Annotated in this window: 15 protein-coding genes; 5 read left to right on the top strand and 10 right to left on the bottom strand. The window is 47.0% G+C overall.

Features of this window, described 5'->3' with window-relative positions:
* Positions 1-52 precede the first annotated feature (52 nt).
* The 4 genes from M1D71_RS04355 to M1D71_RS04340 form a co-directional block, all read right to left on the bottom strand.
* The gene (locus tag M1D71_RS04355; protein WP_458125403.1) at positions 53-1,339 is read right to left on the bottom strand and encodes an MFS transporter; all 1,287 of its coding nucleotides are present in this window, start codon (positions 1,337-1,339) and stop codon (positions 53-55) included.
* Between the two features lie 148 nt (positions 1,340-1,487).
* A complete protein-coding gene (locus M1D71_RS04350) occupies positions 1,488-2,324 on the bottom strand; it encodes a sugar ABC transporter permease (RefSeq protein ID WP_458125402.1) in 837 nt (278 codons plus the stop codon).
* Positions 2,321-3,676, bottom strand: a complete 1,356-nt coding sequence (locus M1D71_RS04345) for an ABC transporter permease subunit (RefSeq protein WP_458125401.1) — start codon at positions 3,674-3,676, stop codon at positions 2,321-2,323. Before M1D71_RS04345 ends, M1D71_RS04350 begins: the two co-directional genes overlap by 4 nt.
* A gap of 297 nt (positions 3,677-3,973) precedes the next feature.
* Complete coding sequence (locus M1D71_RS04340; protein WP_458125400.1) at positions 3,974-5,260, bottom strand: sugar ABC transporter substrate-binding protein; 1,287 nt, start codon at positions 5,258-5,260, stop codon at positions 3,974-3,976.
* 446 nt (positions 5,261-5,706) lie between these two features.
* On the opposite strand from M1D71_RS04340, the gene M1D71_RS04335 reads away from it, so the two are divergent.
* Entirely contained in the window at positions 5,707-6,741 is a 1,035-nt protein-coding gene (locus M1D71_RS04335) for a LacI family DNA-binding transcriptional regulator (protein ID WP_458125399.1), read from the top strand.
* Positions 6,742-6,913: 172 nt separating this feature from the next.
* Here the strand turns inward: M1D71_RS04335 and M1D71_RS04330 are convergent, their stop codons facing one another.
* Positions 6,914-7,672, bottom strand: a complete 759-nt coding sequence (locus M1D71_RS04330; protein WP_458125398.1) for an SDR family oxidoreductase — start codon at positions 7,670-7,672, stop codon at positions 6,914-6,916.
* A 381-nt stretch (positions 7,673-8,053) separates the two neighbouring features.
* Here M1D71_RS04330 and M1D71_RS04325 point away from each other — a divergent pair, with 381 nt between their 5' ends.
* Both M1D71_RS04325 and M1D71_RS04320 read left to right on the top strand, forming a co-directional pair.
* Positions 8,054-8,647, top strand: a complete 594-nt coding sequence (locus M1D71_RS04325; RefSeq protein ID WP_458125397.1) for a TetR/AcrR family transcriptional regulator — start codon at positions 8,054-8,056, stop codon at positions 8,645-8,647.
* A 144-nt stretch (positions 8,648-8,791) separates the two neighbouring features.
* A complete protein-coding gene (locus tag M1D71_RS04320) occupies positions 8,792-9,337 on the top strand; it encodes a hypothetical protein (RefSeq protein WP_458125396.1) in 546 nt (181 codons plus the stop codon).
* A gap of 120 nt (positions 9,338-9,457) precedes the next feature.
* Here the strand turns inward: M1D71_RS04320 and M1D71_RS04315 are convergent, their stop codons facing one another.
* From M1D71_RS04315 to M1D71_RS04295, 5 genes are all read right to left on the bottom strand, one after another.
* Positions 9,458-10,597 carry a toxic anion resistance protein gene (locus M1D71_RS04315; protein WP_458125395.1) on the bottom strand — a complete coding sequence of 380 codons (1,140 nt, stop codon included), beginning with the start codon at positions 10,595-10,597 and terminating at the stop codon, positions 9,458-9,460.
* 19 nt (positions 10,598-10,616) lie between these two features.
* Positions 10,617-12,305 carry a VWA domain-containing protein gene (locus tag M1D71_RS04310; RefSeq protein WP_458125394.1) on the bottom strand — a complete coding sequence of 563 codons (1,689 nt, stop codon included), beginning with the start codon at positions 12,303-12,305 and terminating at the stop codon, positions 10,617-10,619.
* A gap of 12 nt (positions 12,306-12,317) precedes the next feature.
* Positions 12,318-13,049, bottom strand: coding sequence for a hypothetical protein (locus tag M1D71_RS04305; protein WP_458127159.1), 732 nt, complete (start codon positions 13,047-13,049; stop codon positions 12,318-12,320).
* Positions 13,050-13,391: 342 nt separating this feature from the next.
* Positions 13,392-13,958 (bottom strand): Uma2 family endonuclease, encoded by a 567-nt coding sequence (locus M1D71_RS04300; RefSeq protein ID WP_458125393.1) that lies wholly within the window; start codon positions 13,956-13,958, stop codon positions 13,392-13,394.
* Between the two features lie 84 nt (positions 13,959-14,042).
* Positions 14,043-16,364, bottom strand: coding sequence for a beta-L-arabinofuranosidase domain-containing protein (locus M1D71_RS04295; protein WP_458125392.1), 2,322 nt, complete (start codon positions 16,362-16,364; stop codon positions 14,043-14,045).
* A 371-nt stretch (positions 16,365-16,735) separates the two neighbouring features.
* On the opposite strand from M1D71_RS04295, the gene M1D71_RS04290 reads away from it, so the two are divergent.
* The gene (locus M1D71_RS04290) at positions 16,736-17,500 is read left to right on the top strand and encodes an AraC family transcriptional regulator (RefSeq protein WP_458125391.1); all 765 of its coding nucleotides are present in this window, start codon (positions 16,736-16,738) and stop codon (positions 17,498-17,500) included.
* A 128-nt stretch (positions 17,501-17,628) separates the two neighbouring features.
* A complete protein-coding gene (locus M1D71_RS04285) occupies positions 17,629-18,141 on the top strand; it encodes a GNAT family N-acetyltransferase (protein ID WP_458125390.1) in 513 nt (170 codons plus the stop codon).
* The last annotated feature ends 155 nt before the right edge of the window (positions 18,142-18,296 follow it).

Genomic DNA, 18,296 nt, shown 5'->3' with positions numbered 1-18,296 from the left:
CGTATGCTCCGGGTTTTGCTATTGGATTATGCTATATAAGTTCCTCACATTTCTAATGATAGGTTCGGATGGACTTCAATGTGGTGGCTGCCAGAATACCTGTCGCCAGCAGCAATATGCCGACCCCTTGTAGCACAGAAGCTGCCCCCCATTGATCTGCCAATACGGAGACCACCGTCAATCCCAGAATGGGTGCCGTACTGGTAATGGTGCCGACCACGCCATAGACCCTTCCTTGCAGTTCGTCCGGAACCGCTGTCCTGAGCATAATCTGGGTGAGCATTGTGCAGCAGGCGAACATCGCACCTCCACCCACGATGAACGGCAGTGCCATCATTGGCGAGGATATGTTCGATAAAAGAATATATATCGGTCCCAAGACAATCAGCCCGATAAACACCCATCTCCCTCTTCGCTTCAATCGTTTTCCCGAAGCAATCAGCAACGCAGAGCCAATCATGTATCCCAGCGGAATACAAGTCTCAATCAATCCAAACTGTACCGGATTCGCCTCCCATACCTTGACCGCCATCACTTGAACCAGCATCATCTCCGACATGAAAAACAAAATCAGGACGGGATTGAGTAATACAATGGATCGGATCAGACGATTCCGATAGATGTAGCCAAATGAACTGCGCCACTCCTGAGCAAACGTGGTCACCTGACTAACGGATCGCTGTACCTCTGGAAAGCGGCCCGCCATCACTACACAGACTGCGGACAACAGGAAGGTTGCCCCTGTAATTAATATGGCAACGAATCCGCCAAATGTAGCAACAGCCACTCCCGCTGCGGCTAGTCCACTGATCCGGGCAAGGTTATCCACCATATGAATGGTTCCGGTTGCTTGTTGAATATGTTCCCTGCCTACCATACTTGCTACAGATGCGTGGAATGCAGGGGCCTGAAAAAGACTTGAAAACATGGAAAGCGAAAACAACAGCAGCACCACCGGGAACGGCGCATGCCAACCGAACAAGCTAATCGCAATCAGTACAGCCATTACGCCCCGAAATACATCCGAGGCCAGCATCAGTTTCCTGCGATCCAATCGGTCCGCGACCGTACCCGCCACCGATCCAAACAGAAAGCTGACGGCCATATTGCAGATCTGTACGGCGGCCATGCTCTTCGCACTCCCTGTGGTCTGTAGCACCCACAGGCTGATCGCAATCCCATTGAAGCAATCCCCAAAGACCGAGATGCCGTAGCCGTACAATATCCTGCGGAAGGTGACATTATGCCATAGTGTTCGCGGAGCTTTCGTATTATGCAACACAGCTTGTCCATTTTGGTATCCCGTAATCTCGGGCTCACTGGACGGGTTCATGCCCATACATCACGTTCCTCCCTAATCGTTATTCGAGCCCATACAGAACCAGGCACTTCCGCAGCAGTGTCAGTCGACAAAGACATGACATCACGGAAGTGCCTGGTTGGAGTGCCGCAGGTATCGCGGCTGACTATGCTGTTATGGCACGGTATTACCCTTTGGAAGCTCCTGCCGTCAGACCCTGAACAAGGAATCGCTGCAGGAAAACGAACAGCAGTGTAATTGGAATGGCGATCAGAACTGCACCCGCAGCGAACATCGTAAAGTTACTGTCCTGATACCGGTTGACCAGATCCCACATGCCTACTGCAAGCGTCCAGTTCTCCTTCGTTCGCAGCACCAGCCGGGCGAAGATAAAGTCCATCCACGCACCCGTGAAGCTGGTCAGCGCTACATAAGTTAGCATTGGCTTGGATAAGGGTAGGATGATGCTGGTGAATACCCGCAGGTGACTCGCACCATCCATGCGCGCCGCTTCGTCCAGGCTGCGCGGGATGGTGTCAAAGAAACCTTTGACGATAAATCCGCCCAGTACCGCTCCTGATGAATAGACCAAAATGAGCGCAGCGTGGGTGTCGAGCAATTTAATTTGCAGCAAAATGATATAGATTGCAATCATGCTCATGAAGCTCGGGAACATGCCGAGGATTAGCATGGTGGAGAGAATCGTTTTACGTCCACGGAAGCGGAAGCGGGACAAGGCATACATTCCGAGTGTCACCATCAACGTGGAGAAGATCATTGTGAAAAAGGCAATTTTCAGCGTATTCATATACCATCTGCCGTACATAAAGGACGGGTTATTGAACAGCTCGCCGTAATGGGTCAGCGTGAAAGCTTCCGGCCATAACCGTTCACTGAACAATGCCGCGCCGGGTCTCAGGGAAGAGAGAAAGATCCAGAGTACCGGATAGATGGAGACGACGGCGATGATCAGCAACAGCACATAACTCAGGCCCAAACGCAGCGGATTATTACGTGTCTTCATTGAATCATGTCCTCCTCCTTGAATGATTTGGAGCGGCGGAAGTTCCAGATGGAGAATGAAGCGATAATGAGGAAGATGATAATGCCTACCGCTGAAGCCATGTTGAATTTGTTATTGTCGAGCGTGAGCTTGTAGAGCCAGGTCACCAGCAGGTCCGTTGCCCCTGCGTACTGGTAGTCTCCCCGCAGCGGATTCCCGTTGGTCAGCAGGAAGATGACATTGAAGTTGTTGAAATTTCCGGCGAACTGCATGATGAGTACCGGGGTTGTGGCAAAAAGAATGAACGGCATTGTAATGATACGGAACTTCTGGAATGCCGATGCACCATCCACTTCGGCAGCCTCGTAAAGATCACGAGGGATGGCTGTCAATACACCCAGAATCAGCACCATACTGACCGGAATGCCGATCCACATGTTCACGACAATGACGGTGACCTTGGCCCAGAATGGATCTGTCAGCCAGGGTAATCCTTCCAGCCCAAACGCTCTCATGTACGTATTGATCGGACCAAACTGACCATTGAACAGATTACGCATGAGCAGCAAGGAGATGATCTGCGGGATCGCATAAGGCAAAATAAAGATCGTCCGCCACAGCTTCTTGAAGCGTATGCCCCGCTGTTCAATCAACAGCGCTACTAGCACGCCACCAAAATAGGTGGTGACTGTCGCCAGGATGGCCCAGATGACCGTCCAGGTCAGAACGCCGTAAAATGTCTGACTCCAGGATTTCAGCTGGATCAGATCACTGAACGTCTTGAAGCCTACCCAGTCCACGAGTTTTGCTGGCGGAATATGATCCGGGGCCGAATAGTTGGTAAACGCGATCGTGATCGTAAAAAGGATGGGCATAATTGTGAAGAAAAGAATGCCCAGTGCCGGGATGGACAGGAACAGATACGGAAAGTTTTTGTCCATCATGTTCCGAAGCGATGCCGCTGCGCTCAGGGTCTGCTTGCCTTCCTCCCTCGCGAGCCCCGTGACATACGCATCCCGAATATTCAGGATGTAGATCAGGATAAACACAAAAAACACCAGCAGTACGATAATGCCATCAAGCAGCAAAAAGATGGAATGGTCTCCCCTTTGAAGTACGGTGGATCCATTCACTTTGACAAAACGCTGTGTATTTTCCCCCAGTGTCCATATGCCCCATACGGCCTGTGACAGGCGAGGAAGCAGGTACGCAAGCCCTGCTCCCTCCAGTAACAGTAGACAAATCCCCTTAATCCATTGTCGATTGTACAGCTGTCCAAGACCTTGCAGTATGATGGAACATATAGCCGCTGTCATCCGGTGCTGTCTTTCCCTGTTCGGTCCAACAGGCACCGGGACATGCTGCTGTTGCATTCGCTCTCTCCTCCCCGCCTATTGCTAACCTGTATACATTGAACAAAAGAGCACTTACACTGACCACTCCGATGACAGAATAAGCTTCCGATCGCTGTTATCCCCAGATTTTTTTCGATCCCTTTTCCAAAAGGGAAAATCCGGTGATAAAGGCGAGTATATACTTCCGAAGTAGCTTTCTTTCAGAAAGCTTTTAGTTCCACTTCTTCAGCTTCCTTCTGTCCTCTCCGTTTTTGTGTAAATACGAAGTTCAATTTATGCAGCTCTTATGCATATCTTCGTATTCGTCGTTCGTCCTCATTGGACGGTTGCAAGGCTTTCCTGGATCTGTTTCACGGCGTTATCCAGTGATGCCTTCACATCCTTATCCGTATCCCATATATCCGTAATGGCCGAAGTGATCGGTCCCCATACGCTGTCCATGGCAGGAAGCGAAGGCATCGGTGTCGAGTTGTTGAACTGTTCCAGGAATGCCTTGTTGATCGGGTCCTCCTGCAACTTCGGATCAGCAGCTACGTTCTTGTTCGCAGGAAGTGTACCGTTCAGGTCAAAGTTCTCCATCTGTGCCTCTTCATTGGAAAGGTAAGCCGCCAGAAGTTTGGAGGCATTTGGATATTGCGTAAATGCATTCACATAATAAGCTTTAACGCCTGAGAAGGAGGTCATCGGTTTGCCATCGATTGCAGGAAGCGGAGCAACGCCAAAATCAATACCTGCATTGCGATAATCGGCAATGGTCCACGGACCGTTAATGTCCATAGCCAGCTTGCCGCTGGAGAATAATCCTTTTTTGATATCATAGTTCACGTCACCCATCTTGAGCGGCAGCACTTCCGACTTCAGCGTCTGCAAGAACTGTCCACCCTTCTGGGCTCCTTCGTTATTCAGACCGAGATCCGCACTGTCCATCCCGTTGTCTCCGAAAATATAACCGCCCTGCGAAGCCAGGAACGCATAATTATAGTAAAATTGCTGCAATTCCCACATCAACGCATATTGATTGGACTTCACATTATTGAACGTCTTGGCGAAACTGATGATCTCATCGAAGTTTTTCGGAGCTTCCGGATAGAGTGCCTTGTTATAGAAAAGGGCATAGGTCTCAACGCTGTACGGGTAGCCGTACAGGATATCCTTGAACGTCACTGCCTTCAGTGCGTTGTCGCTGGTGTTCTCTACGGTCTCTGCTTCGAATATGTCATTGGGCAGAATAAGTCCCGCCTCTGAAGCGCTACCAATCTTATCATGCGGGAAAACGACGACATCTGCCGCGAGACCCGCCGGGCCATCCGTTGTCAGTTTGGTTACCTGATCGGTTGGAGGCAACTCCTCCATTTTGACCGTTACCCCATACTTCTCTTCGAATTTTTTGGCTCTTTGCTCAATAAAGCTGCTTTGATTTTTGTCCTCCCAGATCACCAGGGTTGCGCCTTCTTCAGGCTGCAGGTTCTCGGCTGTCAGCTGTACAGCTTCCTCCGGATTCTCACCTGCCGTAGTTGGAGATGTGCTTCCACCTCCCGTAGAGCACGCAGCCAGCGTAAACGCCATCATAACGGACAATGTTGCCCCTTGCCATTTTCTCATGTAAAATGTCCCCTTCCCTCTGCTTGGTCCAACAAAGTTCGCGCTTTTCACCCTTTTGTCTGCGTAAGTTGGCAGGTTTTGCATTCCAAGTTCACTGTTGTACAAACGTTTGCTCAAATGGAAGACAAGATTACCTATCCGTTCAATATGTAGGGAGAAACAAGTCAACAATCATGTAATTACACTGATGTAAGCGCTACAATAACAATCACATCATACAATACTGCACTTTCTTTGCACAAACGTTTGCACAAGCCATATTCGTTCAATTTTAACCATTTTCCTTCTTCTACCTACAGTAATTTCCTGTTTCCTTGTTCTGACTCTTTCTTCCTTAATTTCACTTCGCGTACATCCCTTACTCGGCAGTTAGCAATTGATTTCTCGTATCCTTTGGATTACCATAGGAGAATATTTATACGATTGTTCAGAAGGGGTTTTTTTACATGATTACGATCAAGGATATTGCCAAATTGGCGGGTGTTTCCCCTTCTACAGTGTCACGGGTGATTTCCAACCATCCCAGAATCAGCACCGAGACGTCTCTCAAAGTGAAGCAAATCATGAAAGAATTGAACTACCATCCCAACATCATGGCGAAGAGCCTCGTTTCCAAAACTACGAATACCCTTGGGATTATGCTTCCGCGTCCTGCAGAAGAGTTGTTTCAGAATTACTTTTTCGGAGAACTGCTGCGAGGTATTATAACGCATGCCACCCGTATGAATTATGAATTGCTGCTAACAACCGAGACATCATCAGACAATGAATTGCATGCGATATCCCGCCTTGTGCACGGCCGTAGGGTGGATGGCATTCTGCTGCTCGGGTCCAAACGGGACGATCCCATCATTTCATTTTTGGAAGCGGAAAAGTTTCCTTTTGTGTTAATCGGGCGCAGTGAAGCTCATCCAAATGCCCCCATGGTGGATAACGATAATGTGCAGACCGCATATGATGCGACTCATCATCTGATCGCTCAAGGGCATACTCGAATCGGATTTGTCAGCGGCCCACCGGACATTACGTTATCGCATGATCGCATGCTAGGATACCAAAAAGCACTTGCCCAAGCCGGGCTGGATGCGAATAGTGATTGGATTGTGGAAGGAGAATTCCTGCAGGAAAGTGGATTCAGAGCCATGTCGCTGTTCATGTCCTTGCCGGACAGACCCACCGCAATTGTTGTCATTGATGACAATGTGGCCTTTGGGGTATTGAGAGCTCTTGCCGAGCTCCATTATCTGGTGCCTGAAGATATTAGTGTCGTCAGTTTTAACAATATTGCTTTATCGGAACTGGCTTCACCCCCACTAAGCTCTATAGATATCGGAACCTATCAGCTTGGTTACACAGCCGTTCAGGTGTTGTTGAAAATTCTAAGCGGGGAATCACAGCCTCATAATCCGGTCATTATTCCCCATCGTCTGATCGTGCGTGAATCCTCACTCTTTTCCAAGCCAAAGCCACCCTCAGATTGATTCATTTCGAGCATCCGTGTAGTAATGCAAACGTTTGTCCTACACGGGCTATGATGCTGTTATCTACAGTACATAGGTGCATAGGTGCATAAAAAAGAAGCCGCATAACTCATGCGGCTTCCTGACTTTACATACTATTTCTGTACTCCATGCTCGACTGCGCTTGAATGAATTAGTAAGAGCTCCAGCCAGCATCTGCTGTAACGACCGTTCCGTTCACGAAGCTGGACTCGTCAGATCCAAGGAACAAAGCCACTTTGGCGATCTCTTCGCTCGTTCCGATGCGAGGGTTGATTGCCATGCCAAGCTGTTGCCGCCCTGCACCGAAATGGCTAATACCTGCCATGGAGGCGCTGATGTTGGTTGCCACAGCGCCTGGAGCAATCGCATTACAGCGAATGCCTTGCTCAGCATACATGTACCCTGTATTTTTGGTGAAGCCCACGACCGCATGTTTGGAAGCCGTATAAGCTGCTCCTGCACGTCCGCCGTGTAGGCCACCTGCCGAAGCGATGTTCACGATGACGCCCTTTTGTTTTTCCAGGAAGATCGGCAATACTTTACGCGTTGTCCGCATCACACTGGTCGTGTTCACAGCGAACAATCTCTCCCACTTCTCATCCGTTACATCCGCTGCTGGCTCCATGCCATCCATAATTCCCGCATTGTTAACCAGAATATCTACTGTACCGTATGTGCTCACCGTCGTATCAATCAGATTTTGCACATCTTCTTCTTTGGCTACATTGGCCAGAACGACAATCGCTTCTCCGCCCTGTGCCTTAATATCATTGACTACCGCTTGTGCGGACTCTTCGTTAATATCCGATACGACTACTTTCGCACCTTCTAGAGCATACAACGTAGCAATTGCTTTCCCCATACCTGATCCAGCACCTGTAACAACTGCAACTTTATCTTGAAGTTTCATTTCATGTATCCTCCTTTGTCTATTCGTTTACAATAAGTTAACAAACAAATGTTCATTAACTCCTATCCTTAGTATAATAAGTCATAGCGTTTTACTTCAATCAGTAAAAGCTTGTCCAGTTGTACGTTAAACAACACTTATAAGCCTAAATGTACTTTAACTATTAAAGTAAACTATATAAATTGAACTAAACATTTACACGAAACGGAGAGGACAGAAATAACTTGAAGAAGCGCAAGCGTTCGCCTTTATCCCCGGATTTACCATTTATAAATGAATCAAAAAAATCTGGGGATAACAGCGATCGGAAGGTTGTTCTGTCATCGAAGTGGCCAGTGTAAATATTCTTTAGTTCAACTTATATAGCGAGGAGGAAAATAGATGTCTGAAACTCTAAGTTCAATGGACCGAAGAATTAAAAAATCAAAAGCTGCACTGAAGGATGCACTCATCCATTTGATGCAAAAACATCCCTTTAAAGAAATATCGATTACGGATATTGTGCAGCGTGCCGACCTGAATCGGGGAACTTTCTACCGACATTATCAGTACAAAGAAGACCTGTTCAACGAGATTATCGATGATGTGATTCAGGATCTGGTGACTTCTTTTCGCAAACCCTATCAAGGCTTGAAAGAGTTCGAGGTTGGTCTGATGCCTTCTTCGGCAATCACTATATTTGAGCATGTGCACCAACATGCACAATTCTACACACTGGTTGTGCAATCCGAGGCTTCTTCCAACTTCCAGCGCATGATCTGTGATGTTCTTCGCGATCTCTCCTTACAGGATCTGAACCAAATCTTCCCACAGCACATTAACCATGAACTGCTGGCAAGCTATCAATCTCATGCGATATTCGGCATGATCATGGAGTGGATTAGACAAGATTTCAAGCACAGCCCCGCCTACATGGCTGAGGAATTGTTCAAAATCATTCATTACAAGCCTGACAATGTCGTGTTGAAAGACTGAATATTCAAATCGCCATTCTTCCCTATAGCGTGGTCATTGAGAGGGATTTCAAGAAAGGTTTATCACCATAATAATGTAAATACATTCCTGTAATTTCTGGTATTGATATGTTAGATTATCCAATGGAATACAAACAAAAGGAGGATGACAATACATTTGAAGAAGTCGTGGATTATATCATTGATTACAAGTTTTGTTTTGCTTGGCGGAGCGCTTCTCTCTCCAGCCGCTTCTGCTGATGCAGCCAAAGTAGCAACCTCTACATATTCAGATCAGAGTTATGAAGAATTTAAAGAGTACACTACTCAGTTATTTGCTCTTGAAACTTATGAAGCCAAAGCCTTTACCGCTTTGGAAAGCATCGACACCCAGGTAACTTCAACGAATCGCAAGTCCATGTATCTTAAACTTACGAATACAGTGATCCCCAATTATACGAAATTGGTATCCAAGGCAAAACAAATCAAGCCTACCAACCCTAAACTTAAGAAAATCCACGACACATTTATCAAAGCAAGTTACACTCAGCTCGAAGGGTACCTCTTGTACCAAAAGGCAGTCTCCAAGAACAAAGTGAATTACACGTTACTAAAACAGGGTAATGCCAAAGTAAATACCGCTGGTGTTCTAATGGATCAATGCGAAGAACAGTTATACGCTTATGCAAGAGGCTTGGGGTATGACAGCTAGTACCTATCTTCATAGATGCCCAAAAAGCGACCATTCCCCATGCTTAATGAGGACCGGTCGCTTTTCTAGTTATAAAAAAAGATAACAATATAATGCGTATTTATTTCTCACTCTTTCTGATTACAGCCCCAACTTCTGCCCTTTCTCCAACCGCTGAATCTGCTGCTCGCCAGTATCCGCAAGTTCACGGAACTGGTTAATCGTCTCGCGCATTCTTGGTAGAGCTTCCTGCTTATAAAGACTGATGGAGTCAAGCGCAGACAACACATCGGTGAACGCCTGTTTCATCGTATCCACGGAGATGCTGGCTTCATACGCTTGCTTTTGGATGGCAATCCCCTGATCCTTGAGCATCTTGGAAGTACCTGCAATCAGATCATTGGTCGTCTGGTTCAGCAATTCAATCTTCTGCAATACAATCTTCTGATTATACAGAGCACTCGCTACAGTAACGGCAATTTTCAGTGCCGAGATGGTTACATTCTTCGCCCGGTCTACCCCTCGGATCAGTTCCTTGTTATTGCGGATGACTACTTCAATCGCCATGATACCCTGCTGGTTCACAACCAACATCTGCTGCAGATCCATGACCCGTTGGCGGAGCGGGAACAGCACTTCTTCCGTGATGAAACGAACTTTCTCGGGGTCCTCATTGCGGACCTTCGCCGCTTCAATCTGGGCGTCGATGGATTCATCCATAAGCACACCAAGCTGGATTTCCTTTTGCAATCGCTTGGTGAGCTCTCTCAGATTCTGTTGCTCAATCTCCAGCGTTGTATTATCGTTTCGGAGTGTGGATCTGCCCTTATCCAAGGAGGTTACGATGTCAGCGATGACTGTATCAGCCTTTTGGTATTTCAGGAAATAAGCGCGAAGCGGATTGAACAATTTCCCGAGGAAACCGGTCTTGGCGAAATCGACCACGCTCGGGTCGAGATCCTTCAGTTGCATATGCAGCTCGGTCAAGCCTTTGGCGACCTGACCGCCCTCGTCTCCTGTCTTGGACAGATGTCCAACGGAGACTTGAAGCAAGGCGTTTTTCTCAGAGGAGGATCTCATCGTGTTCATGCCAAAGCCGTCAATGGATTGCAGAATCTCTTTGCGTTTCTCCAGGGATTCAAGATCCAGTGTCATGATCATCTCTACGTTGGCATTCGCCACTTGTTGGAGCTCCGCGACCTCGGCGGGCACGGGTTTCACCTCTTCCTCAATCACCTTCTGAATTTCCTTCTGGCTCGGTATTTCCATTGAAAATGACATCTGCAGTTCCCCCTTTAGATTACATCTGTACGTTAAACAGGTTACCGATCTTGTACACGACATCGTCGGTATCGGCATTGATGCTTGCCGCTTCGTTAATGCTGGAGATGCTCTCCAAAGCTTTGATGTCCGCGTTGTATCCAATCGTATAGATCGGCACTTTGTACGTCTCGACCAGATCCCGGATATCCTTGAGGGTATGACCTTCGTTGGTCTCGCCATCACTCAAGACAAAAATCAACGGCTTCACGTTCGGATTAGCAGCCATATAATCTTCCAGCATCTTCATTGCTACTACGATCCCATCAAAAGTTGCCGTACCACCACCAGCTTGCAGACTATCGACGGTTCCGACAAACATGGACTGCTGGTTCGTATCATACTTGGCAATTGGCAGATTCACGGTTACCCCGCTGGAGTAAGAAACCAATCCAATACTGTTCTCTGTGCCCAGATACTTCTGACCTTTGCGCAAGGACTCCTTCAGTCGGTTAAGCGGTTCGCCGTCCATACTTCCGGATACGTCCGTCACGAACACGGCGGCAATGGGTTTGCTGCCGTTCTTCTTCTCTTTCCATACTTTCTGTGCGGACAGCAACGTTCCGCCATCCACGGTAGCCAGCTCGGATTTGTAATCCTGTAACCCGTTGAAACCGAACTCTTCCGCCGATTGTTGGTACTTCGCCTGAGTTACGAATTCCGCGAATTTCTGGATAATCTCCTGTTTGTTCTGTGGCAGTTGTCCCAATGCATACAGCGGGCTGTCATGTCTCACGCCAAATGGTGTAAAGACGTAACCACTCTTCAGATCAGCGGTATTCATATACGTCTGGTATTCGAGTACAAAGGCATCCAGTCTGCCTGACTTGGCAGCTTCCCGCATCTGAATCGTTGTTGAAGCGGTAAACGGCACATTGGTCTGGAACTTTTCGAATCCTTCAATGGCCTTCTCGCCAAGTGGATTGGTACTGTCATACGTATTCAGTGCGGTCACCAGGAAGTTAAGTCCTGTAGAACTGGCAAACGGATCGGTATATCCCATCGCGAGTTCATTGTTCGCAATCGCTTCGGTTACGGTTTTCACATTAACGGAGCCGTACGTATCAACCAGTGCGTCATATTTGGCTTTCGAAATAACAATCCCCGGAACATTCCCGACCAGTCGCTCGGACACCATCTCGGTCTTCACCCCACTGGCCTCAACCATCTCGCCCCACAGTTCGTTGGAGGGTGTAAATGCATCAGGTATATACTTGCCAGACTTGATATAATCGGTAGCCGTACCGGAGGCTATGTTGCGAATTTTGACCGATACCTGTGTGCCACCAACGGTAATATTGGCCTTGTTGAACTCCTCACTCACCTCGGTTAACCAGCCGTCTACCCCACTGCCCGACTTCTCTGTGGAAGAGAAGATTTCGACATAATCATTCGTTGTATTCTCTACAGCAATCGGAAATTTCGAGATATCCGGAAGTGATTCTGCCACATCGACCGGGTCGAGATCAATCTGCCCTTTGACCGGTTCCGCCGTTGCTGGCGCAATATCCGAGTACAATTCACCAAGCGCTTTACCTGCATTCTCTGTGCTCACCTGTGTCGTCGACTTGCCAAAGTTCGATGTTAAAGTAATTCCTGCATAGACCAGACCGAATACGAGTACCAGCATTACAATCGATATGAAAAAAAACTTTCCCTTCTTCGCCATACGAGCAACCCCTCACTGTCTGTATAATTTGGTGTGCTTGATTAACTGATCAATCTCCTGCATACAAGGCATCTGTTCAATATCTCCGGCTTCGAAGCTGTCGAGGCGTGAAATCTCCAATAACAACTGATCGAGCTTGAGCAAAATTTCCTCATTGGTGTGAAGCGAATTCTTCACATAAGACAGATAATCGTTGTATACCTTTGTTTTTTCCTGAAAAAGCTTCTGGGGAAGTGTGGAGGACTTGGATTTCATCATGTTGGCATAGTCGGCTTCATCGAATACATTCAACCGGTTCAACACACTGCGGATGTTCAGGTACAACAGCTTCTCCACTTCCAATGTGACCGAAGCGAATTTCTTGTAGCTCAGTTCCCCTGGATCAAAGCGTTGATGAAGCACGTTCAGGAGTGTTTCTTTTTTCTTTTTCATCCGGTTCAGTTGGGACAGTCCCAGCGTAATATCTTCTTCGAGAACTTTGATGCGTCTATAAAAAGATAATGCTTCCACATAATCTTCATGTGTTTCGATATGCTTCACGGGCAGGACTACCGGCTGTCTGAACAGCAAGGTGTAACTGCCATATAAGAGTGCCATTGCACTGCCGAACAGAAGGGTAACGGATAGCGCAGTTGTGAATGCACCCTCCTCGAAATTCAGCCCGATAAAGCCGGGTGAGAATGCCAGAACATTCACAGCCACAATACCGAAGATTAACCCCAACCATTTTATGTACTTGATCATGTTCAATCATCTGACCTCCTTTCATGTTAATTTCGGTGCTTCATGTCGTTATTTTCCTAATCAACTTAATCTTATTGTACATGATGTTAACGCTCCCAGGTGGATAACATTGGATATTTGGATACTCATAATATACGTGGTTTGGGCTTATCCCATTTCATATTTTCAGGGACAACGTGGAACTTGGCAGGGAAATTTTGTGGAAAAAGAAATGTTATCAGGTAATACGTGGAAAATAGCTACGCGTGTCATTTTTTATATAAGACTTGTCTGAAAAAAGAGCAAAATAAATACCCCGGCTATGGAGCCGGGGTAACACGTACAGCTGGCTGACATCGTGCACTACCGAAGCTTAAACAACGAATCCAGCGGAATGTGCAAGTCAGGATACACGACGGATTGAATCGTTTCCTGTTCTGTATACAGATGACGGGTCTGGTAACTGCCATCCTCCAGCGTGTACACATGGACGGTCTGATTGCCAGGATCAACGATCCAGTATTCATTCACGCCATATTTCTGATACAGGTTAAATTTTTCGTTAAAATCCTTTAACGCAGTTGAAGGCGATAACACCTCTATAATTAAAGAAGGCGCACCGTGGCAGCCACTTTTGGAAATCTGGTCTTTGGTGCACACCACAGATAGATCAGGTTGTACAACTTGATCTGGTACGTCGTATTGTTCATTTTCGCTAAAATACACATCGAAAGGGGCTACAAACACGAAACATTTTCGATTTTGAAAAAAAGTCCGTAAGGAGAAGTGCAGCTCACCCACAATAAACTGGTGCAATGAGGTGGGCGCTGGAGACATATTAAAGGCTTTGCCATTAATTAATTCCCATGACCCCTCCCATGTTAACCAATCCTGAAAGCTATACGTACCTTTATTATCTGGTTTGGCCACACTTCCAACCTCCTCTTTTACCTAATCCGTATTTTTGCTTTCATTATACCATTGTGTTTGCGCCTTTTCACACAACGCCTCTTTTCACGAAAAGATGGATTCCGGTTTGCTTCGCGTGGTGCGTACCTCTACGACTTTCCCAGCACAGCCATTGTCACCCAACGCTTGGAACACCACTGTAACGCTATCTTTACCCGCTGTAACGGTATCAGGAATATCATAGGTCACATAAAATACGTCGCCGATTTTGTTCATGTGAATTCGCTGCTCTCCGATAACAGTTCCATCCACGGTAATGCTGAATCGTCTATCATATAACGTACCTTCCCTTTCAAATGGAGAATGATCTCCGCCCCAATAGGCCACACATAGATAATTGGATGCCGTTCGATCCACTGCCAGTTGGTAACTGAAATAAGCCCCGCTGACACCAAAAGCCTCCCGCCACATATGCAGCTTGTTACGACTGTCCGTATACGACCCGTTGTGATGCTCCCCACGGCAGTTGCTATCCAGTTGATGTCCGATCTCATCCTGCTGACCATCCGCCTGAACCCTGTCGATCGTAATATCATTTAATTCTTTCTCAAGTGCATCACCTTCATCGTTAAACGGCCAATACACCGTATAGAACTCATGATGCACATCATAGAAGGGAACAAGCTTCACGGCTTCGCCCGTGGAAGTGACATCCTTGCTAAGTTCAAATGTTAACGTGCCTGCATCCACGACCTTGATCCACTCTCGTACATGCTTCTGCTTCGTCCAGATTACAGGTACGGGTGCGGTCTTGGGATTCAGCGCTGTTTCATCCACGATGGTGTCCTCGGGTAGACCCTCGCTTCCGAGTGCACCGGCGAGTACAATCGGGCCGTAGAGGAAGGCCACTTTGTGGGCATCATCCCGGGAGGTATACTGGCGGAGTGACATCGGCAGTGTGATGGTAATGACATCGCCCACTGTCCATGTGCGGTCGATGGAAAGATAGCCGGGTTCCATCCGTGTATACCGATGCTCCGTATCCCCGTTGACGGTTGCCGTCATTGGCTCTTGCAGCCATGAGGGCACGCGTAGTCTTAGATGGGCCGAGGCACTGCCTCCGGTGATCGTCAGGGTTACCTTTTCCGAATAAGGAAAATCGGTTTCGAGCTTCAGGGATATCCCCTGAGACGTCCAATCCAGCTGGGAAGCGATATACAGGTTGACGTACAGGTCATGCTCGTCTTCGAAATAGATGGCCTCGGCATATTTGCCCGGGTTCTCCATGCCTGACCCTGTACAGCACCACCAGGCCGTATCGTGTGTACCATAGATTTTGTAGTGACCTTGCAGCGTGGATGCAAAATACGTTTTGTTCCCGGTATCCGGGTCCTGCGTGCCCAGGATGTGATTGTAGATGGCGTTTTCATAATAGTCCATGTAGGCGCTATCGTGATTCCAGGCGAAAAGTTGTTTCGTCAGATGCATCATGTTGTGGGTACAGCAGCTCTCTCCTGTCTTGATCCCGAGACTCTCCATACCCTTCGCTTCATAATGCTCCGATATGCTCGTCGCGCCAAAGACGTAGGAACGATGATGAATGGTTGTATCCCAGAAAAATTCTGCCGCTGTCCGGTAACTCTCACGGGAGTGATCCTGATTGTAGATTTCGGCTGCACCAATCACTTTGGGAATCTGGGTATTGGCGTGTCTGCCTTGAAGATCATCCTGCTTGTGTTCCAATGGTCTAAGGATCAATTGATGAGTGAATTTATTAGCGATCTCAAGGTATAAGGCTTTGCCCGTGATCCCATACAAATGTGCAAATACTTCATTCATGCCCCCGTGCTCACTTTGAAGCATCGTCTGCATCTGTTCTTCTGTCATCGGGAGCAAACCTTCTACTGCCCAATCTGCAAATCGAGTCACCACCTCAAGTGCCTGTCCGTTGCCCGTCAGTTTATAGGCGTCAATCAGACCACGATAGATTTTGTGCACACTATACCAGGGAACCCAGTATTCACCGATGTTGAATCCACCAATATGTTCGGCGCGGAATGCGATGTGGAATGCTTCTTCGGACAAACCGCCGATATATCCGCTCCCCGTAGTCTGCTGGATTCTCGCCAGTTCGGTAACGGCATAATCCAACGTTTCTTTTAACGTGATATTCCCGGTCGCCTGATACGTTACAGCCAGCGCCGACAGATAATGTCCGAGGGAATGCCCGCTGATGGTGCGTGCCTCCCATCCCGCGTAGCGTTCTTTTCGGGCTGGTAACCCATGGGCTTCGAAGCACGGAGCCAGAAATCGATCAATATCCAGCGATAACAGGTAACGCTCCCCAACCTCTTGTGATGTTTGAAAAACACCATTTAACAGATCTACATGTTCCGGTCCCAAAAATCCTTTTTTCGTATCAATCATTACATTCACTCCTTCTCGGGATGTACTAGATAAGTTGAACTAAAGATTATTTACACTGACACTACGATGACAGAATAACCTTCCAATCGCTGTTATCCCCAGATTTTTTTGATCCCCTTTCTCAAGGGAAAATCCAGGGATAAAGGCGAACGCTCCGCTTTTTCAGGTTTTTTCTGTCCTCTCCGTTATCATGTAAATGATTAGTTCAACTTATATAGTTATCCATTCATTCTTGAGGGGTAAAATCCGTTTTATTATCCATATGACTAATACTCTTCAAACCACTGTAGAGCTTGAATATCCTCATATTATCAAATAGAATACAATTACATCAGACTCATAATCCAAGAAAAGGTGGATAAATCCGTCCTATGCAAAAGCTACTGGAACATTACCTGTGCGGCAAGTTCATATCCGAAGGGAACTGGAGCCACATGAGACGCAGCATGCCTGTTCACGAGATCATTTTGATGCTGGAAGGTGAGATGTACATCGCGGAAGAAGAGGAACAATATGTGGTTCGTGCCAACGATCTGTTGTTTCTGCGCGCTGGTCGCACCCACTATGGCTACCGGATCAGCGACGTACCTGTTAGCTTTTACTGGGTTCACTATGATGCCTTTCAGGCTGAATTCAATCACTTTAGGACACATGCCACCATTCAGGTGCCTTCCCTGGCCAATCAGTTATTTAAGCAATTGCTGCATGTGTCCTCCTTTTCACCGGAGGAAGCAGACGCAGCTTTGCTATTGTTGTTCAGAGAGCTGGAGCGTAATATTGAGACGGATTATCGCCCCCACAATGCGATTGTGGACCATATCTGCAAGTGGGTCGATATTCATCTGCATACGAACATTACGGTGAGTCAGATTGCGGAAAATTTTAATTTTAACAAAGACTATATCTCCAAAATGGTGAAACGCGAGAAAGGTACTGGACTCAAAACCTATATCCTCACAGAACGAATTCGTCGGGCGAAACAGTTGCTGCTGAATACCAATGCCAGTGTAAAAGAAATTGCCGGACAGTGCGGTTTCTCCGATTACAAGCTGTTCCTGCGCATGTTCAAGCAATACGAAGGCAATACGCCAACCGAATATCGCAATCACCTGTATTCTACACAGCTCAATCGTTGAGTCGCTTTGATCTATAGAAATGACTGAGTTAACTATGAAAATTTGAATTAATCGGATGGAGTCAATTATGATAAAATGCAAGAAAACTATATCCCACACTTAACCTATAAGAGAAGAGGAATTATAAGATGACAACGGCTGCCGTTACAATTCAACCTGCCACAGAGGCTGACCATCCAGAGATTGTTGATATCCTTGTTGCAAGTTACGCCGAGTACCGGGAAACATTTGAACAAAATGATCGATGGGAAGCATACCTGAAAGACATTAGAGAGTCTCTGGACAACCCTCATCTCAAACAATTGTGGATTGCCAAGATTGAGGATCACATTGTTGGGACCGTTCAATTATTCGAAACCGCGCACAAGGCTTATCCAAATTTTGAATTACCAATTGATTATCCGTTTATTCGGCTGTTGGGTGTCGATCCACAATGGAGAGGCCACGGAATCGGCAGAGAATTGCTCCAGCAATGCGTAGATTCTGCCAAAGAGATGGGCAAAAATACGGTGTACTTATATACGGGCGGTCAGATGGTTAACGCCATCCGGTTATATGAACGTTTCGGTATTGTAGAAGATGCGGAATTCAGCTCTGAGGGTACTGAAGGCAAGGCCATCTGCTATCGGTATGATTCCTAATGGAGTGTAACAGCGCACCGCGATCAGCGAGTGGAGAATGAAACATAAAACAGACCGCTCATCAATATGAACGGTCTGTTTTATGTTTATAAATGTCAACTATATAAGTTGCACTAATCATTTACACGATAACGGAGAGGTTATTCTGTCATCGA

This window comes from Paenibacillus sp. Z3-2 (genome assembly GCF_054161325.1).
This window is presented reverse-complemented; position numbering and strand designations above follow the sequence as displayed.